Here is a 4,508-nt window from a genome sequence, read left to right on the forward strand (position 1 = left end):
CCGCCCGCCGCGTCGGCCCCGCCGACCCTTCCCCCTCCGCCGGGACAGATCGTCCCGCCGCCCGGCATCATCACGCCTCCGCCGGGTCTCACCCCGCCGCGCGCCGTCACGCCACCGGTCGCCCCCGCCGAGCCGCCGGCCCAGTTCTTCGCGCCTCTCGTCACCGCGCCGCCGGTACCCGCACCCGCGTCGCCCGTCGCCGATGCTGTCGGCGACGGGTCCGATGATCTCGATCGCACCGTCGTCGTCGACCGCCGCCCTGTCGTGCCGTGGAGGCTTCTCGTCGACGGCGGCCCCGTGTTCCGGCTCTCCGGCACCCGGGTCGTGCTCGGACGTCGACCGAACGGTGGCGACGCGGGGGCCCAGGAGATCGCCGTCCCCGATCCGACGCGAACCCTCTCCAAGGTCCACGCGCGACTCGACCTCATCGAGGGCGTGTGGACCGTCACCGACCTCGACGCCACCAACGGGGTGATCGTGATCGAGGCCGACGGCACCGAGAACCTGCTCGACCCGGGGGCCTCGGCGCCGGTCGTCGACCGGTTCGTGCTCGGCAAGGTCGGGATGCGACTCGCCTTCGGCGAGGACGACGCGTCCCGGTGACGGTCGCAGTGGGGGGCGGCATCCGGCTCGCGGTCGCGGCCGTCACCGACCCGGGACTCAAGCGCGAGGTCAACGAGGACTCCTACCTCGCCGAGGCGCCGGTCTTCCTGGTGGCCGACGGCATGGGCGGCTACGAGGCCGGTGATCGCGCCAGCGCCGCCGTCGTCGACGCGTTCCGCGAACGCCTCCTCGGTCGGGAGTTCGCGGCGCTCGAAGACGTCCGCGATGCCTTACTCGATGCCGACGACAAGGTCGCCGGCGTCGCCGCGGGCACAACCCGGGGCGCGGGCAGCACCGTCTCCGGAATCGCGATCGTCCAGCACGAGGGCGCGCCTTTCTGGCTCGTCTTCAACGTCGGCGACTCCCGGGTGTATCGGCATGTCGGGACGGAGCTCGTGCAGCTCACCGTCGACCACTCGCTCGGCCAGGAGCTCATCGAGCGAGGGGAGCTGCGCCGCGAGGACCTCAACACCTTCCCCGACCGCAACGTCATCACCCGCGCGATCGGGGCGGCGGACAGCATGGCCGACAGTTGGCTCCTGCCGGTCGTGAACGGCGAGCGGCTGCTGGTGTGCTCCGACGGTCTGCACTCGGAGGTCGACGATGAGAGCATCCGCGCCGTGCTGACGATGAACGGACGCCCCGAGTCGGCGGCGCAGGCGCTCGTCGCCCGAGCCAAGCGCAACGGGGGCCGCGACAACATCTCGATCATCGTGCTGGATGTCGTGTCGGGCGGGGGAGACGCGGCCGCCGATGTGACGACGGGGGGCGTCACGAGCAGCGTTCTCGATGACACCGCCGACACCGTGAAGGTCTGACGGAGACACTCCCATGGCAACCACCCCCGAGGAGGACGCCGCGGCGGACGCGGTCGTCGAGCCCGAGATCGAGCCCGAGATCGACCCCGAGTCGTTCGCCGAGACGATCGTCGTCGATCGCGAGGCGGAGGCCGAGACCGTCGTCGTCGACCGGATCGACCGCACGGTCGTGGTCGACCGCGGGTCCGCGCCCGACGGCACCGTCGCGGTGACCCGTGAGCGCGGACAGGTCCCCCCGCCCGGGCGCGCGATCCCGGCCGGACGACGTCGGCGCGGGATGACGATGCCTCCCGTCGCCCCGGGTTTCGGGCGCGGCGCGGTCGACGCGGTCGGGCCGGGCGCCGTCGCGTCCTACGAGCCGCGCGCGATCCCCGAGGTCCCGGCGGAGACGGCACCGTTCGAGGGCGCCGAGGCTACGCGCACCGAGGCGCCCTCGATGCCGTCGGTCGCCCGGCGCTCCCGGCGTGGAGCGCTGACGACGCTCGTGCTCTTCGCCGGGGCGTGCGTCGTCTCGGTCGCCGGGCTGATCGCGCTCGGGATCGCGGTGGTCGCCGGCTGAGGCCGCCGTCCTGACGGCGTGGCGCGGCCGACCCTCTCCGCGGCAGCATCCGGGGCATGTCCCCCTGCGCCACGCTCCGGCTCGGTAGGCTGAGCTGCATGGCCCAGGCGAAGGACGAACCCGCGCAGTCCCCCGACGCTCCCGAGGAGATCGTGGTCGAGGCCGACGAGATCGTCGTCGAGGAGGCCCCGACGACCGAGTCGCCGACGGCGACTGCGACGCTCACCGATGAGAAGGTGTCGTCGCCGCTCGCAGGGGAGCGTGTCATCTACGTAGCGAGTCCCGTCCCGCCGAAGGCGCACAGCAACCGCGTCGTCGGCGCGCTGCTCGCCCTCGTCGGAACCGTGGTGTTCGCGGTCCTCTACGCGCTCGTCGGCGCCGGGTTCATCGCGCTGACCGGCTCCGCGTTCGGCTTCGGCGACCTCATCACCGACGCGATCTTCTGGATCCCGGTGCTGTTCTTCACGATCGGCTTCGTGCTCGTCGTCGTGATGATCAACCGCGCCCCCTGGTGGGTGCACGTGCTCGGCAGCCTGCTGGTCGCCGTGATCACCTACTTCGGGTCGATCGGCATGCTGCTGCTGGTCACCGGCATCGCCGGGTCGAGCGTCGGGTTCGTCGACACGGCGCTGAGCCCGTACGTCATCGCGGCGACGATCGTGGCCCGCGAGGTGGCGATCTGGGTCGGCCTCTTGATCGCCCGCCGCGGCATCCGCATCACGGCGCGCAACCGTGCCGAGCGGGAGACGTTCGACGCCGAGCAAGCCGGGAAGGCATCCGATGGAGCAGCGGCGGCCTAGCCTGCTCCTCGCGCTGTTCGTCGCGATCACCTGGGCCGCGTCGGCGTTCGCGGTCGCCGGCATCCTGGCCGTCGTGCTCGACCGGGACCCGGTCCAGACCCCGGCTCCGGTCTACGCGGGGCCGGCCGCGCTCGCCCTCGCGGGGGTCGCCGTGTGGATCACGGTGGGCTTCTCCACGCGGGCGCGTACGCCGTGGGTGGGAGCACTCGCCGCGGCCGCCGCGGTCTATCTGGTGATCACCGGTGTCGCGCTGCTCGGCTCGTTCCCGCTGTTCGCCGAACAGGCGTCGAGCCCGTTCGTCGTCGCCGCCGCCCTCCTCGCGGCGGTCGCCGTGGTCGCGACCTGGGCGGCCACGAGACCCCCTAAAGCGGGACTGTCGGGGCCGAGCCCCTCCTCCTAGCCTCGAATCCACGGGGGACGAATCCGCATCCCCCCAGCGCAACCGCTTCGGGGGGAACGGTGTGCGCGTGGCCTCTCAGGGGGTGATGCATGACCTCCCTGTCCGAGATCCTCATCATCCGCGGCCTCATGCCGATCACGAGTCTCGACGTGCTCTCGAAGGGCGTTTCGGATGACGAAGCGCACGTGCGCGAACTCGTCGACGACGGCATCGTGACCGAGAGTCAGGTCGCCTCGGCGCGCGCCGCGCAGCTCGGGCTGCCGTTCGTCGACCTCACCGAATACCCGGTGGAGCGCTCGGCCGTCGCCCTCGTACCGCCGCAACTGCTGCGCCGCCACGAGGTGCTCCCGATCGGGCGCGACGGCGATCGCCTGCTGCTGGCGATGGCAGACCCGCGCGACGTGCTCGGCCTCGACGACGTGCGCGCCGCCGTGCACATGCAGGTACGTCCGGTCGTCGCGGAACGCTCCGACCTGTTGAGCGCGATCGGTCGTTTCGTGCGTTCCGACGGCGAGCTGAGCGAGCTGACCACCGCGATCGTCAAGGAGAACGAGGGCACGGGCGGAACCCGCGACCTCGTCCCAGTCACCGAACCGACCGAGGATGATGCCCCGATCGTGCGGTTCGTGAACCTGCTCATCAGCCAGGCGATCGCCGACCACGCGTCCGACATCCACATCGAGCCGGCCGAGCGCGCCGTGAACGTGCGCTATCGGATCGACGGCGTGCTGCACGAGATGCAGCAGGCCCCGAAGAACATCCAGAATGGTGTCATCTCGCGGCTGAAGATCATGTCGGACATCGACATCTCCGAGCGCCGCCGCCCACAGGACGGCCGCATGTCGGTCATCCACGGCGGCAAGCAGATCGACCTCCGCGTCGCGACCCTTCCGACGGTGTTCGGCGAGAAGGTCGTCATGCGTATCCTCGACAACTCGATGACGGGGCTCGGGATGGAGCAGCTGCGGCTGCTCGACCGCAACGCCGCCGTCTACAAGGCGTCGTACTCGAAGCCGTACGGGATGATCCTCGTCACCGGCCCGACGGGCTCGGGCAAGTCGACGACGCTCTACACGACGCTTCACGAGGTCGCGCGGCCCGAGATCAACGTCATCACCGTCGAGGACCCGGTCGAGTACCGCATCGCCGGGATCAACCAGGTGCAGGTCAACCCGAAGGCGGGCCTGACCTTCGCGAGTGCGCTCCGCAGCATCCTGCGGTCGGACCCCGACGTCGTGCTGATCGGGGAGATCCGCGACCAGGAGACGGCCCAGATCGCGATCGAGGCCGCGCTCACCGGTCACCTCGTGCTCTCGACCCTGCACACC

6 protein-coding genes are annotated in these 4,508 nt (G+C 71.3%); all 6 read left to right on the forward strand.

Features of this window, described 5'->3' with window-relative positions; all coding sequences use genetic code 11:
* Positions 1-603: FHA domain-containing protein (locus ACILQS_RS15630; RefSeq protein WP_395641050.1), on the forward strand; the 603-nt coding region annotated here is incomplete at its 5' end.
* A complete protein-coding gene (locus ACILQS_RS15635; RefSeq protein ID WP_395641051.1) occupies positions 600-1,421 on the forward strand; it encodes a PP2C family protein-serine/threonine phosphatase in 822 nt (273 codons plus the stop codon). The genes ACILQS_RS15630 and ACILQS_RS15635, both read left to right, overlap by 4 nt.
* A 13-nt stretch (positions 1,422-1,434) precedes the next feature.
* A complete protein-coding gene (locus ACILQS_RS15640) occupies positions 1,435-1,980 on the forward strand; it encodes a hypothetical protein (protein WP_395641052.1) in 546 nt (181 codons plus the stop codon).
* Positions 1,981-2,078: 98 nt separating this feature from the next.
* Entirely contained in the window at positions 2,079-2,780 is a 702-nt protein-coding gene (locus tag ACILQS_RS15645; RefSeq protein WP_395641053.1) for a hypothetical protein, read from the forward strand.
* Positions 2,761-3,180: a hypothetical protein gene (locus ACILQS_RS15650; RefSeq protein WP_395641054.1), complete on the forward strand. Its 420-nt coding sequence runs from the start codon at positions 2,761-2,763 to the stop codon at positions 3,178-3,180. Before ACILQS_RS15645 ends, ACILQS_RS15650 begins: the two co-directional genes overlap by 20 nt.
* A gap of 89 nt (positions 3,181-3,269) precedes the next feature.
* A partial coding sequence (locus ACILQS_RS15655; RefSeq protein ID WP_395641055.1) for a GspE/PulE family protein occupies positions 3,270-4,508 on the forward strand: 1,239 nt, incomplete at its 3' end.

Origin of the sequence: Pseudolysinimonas sp. (assembly GCF_044239695.1) — a bacterium.
Taxonomy (GTDB): domain Bacteria; phylum Actinomycetota; class Actinomycetes; order Actinomycetales; family Microbacteriaceae; genus Pseudolysinimonas_A.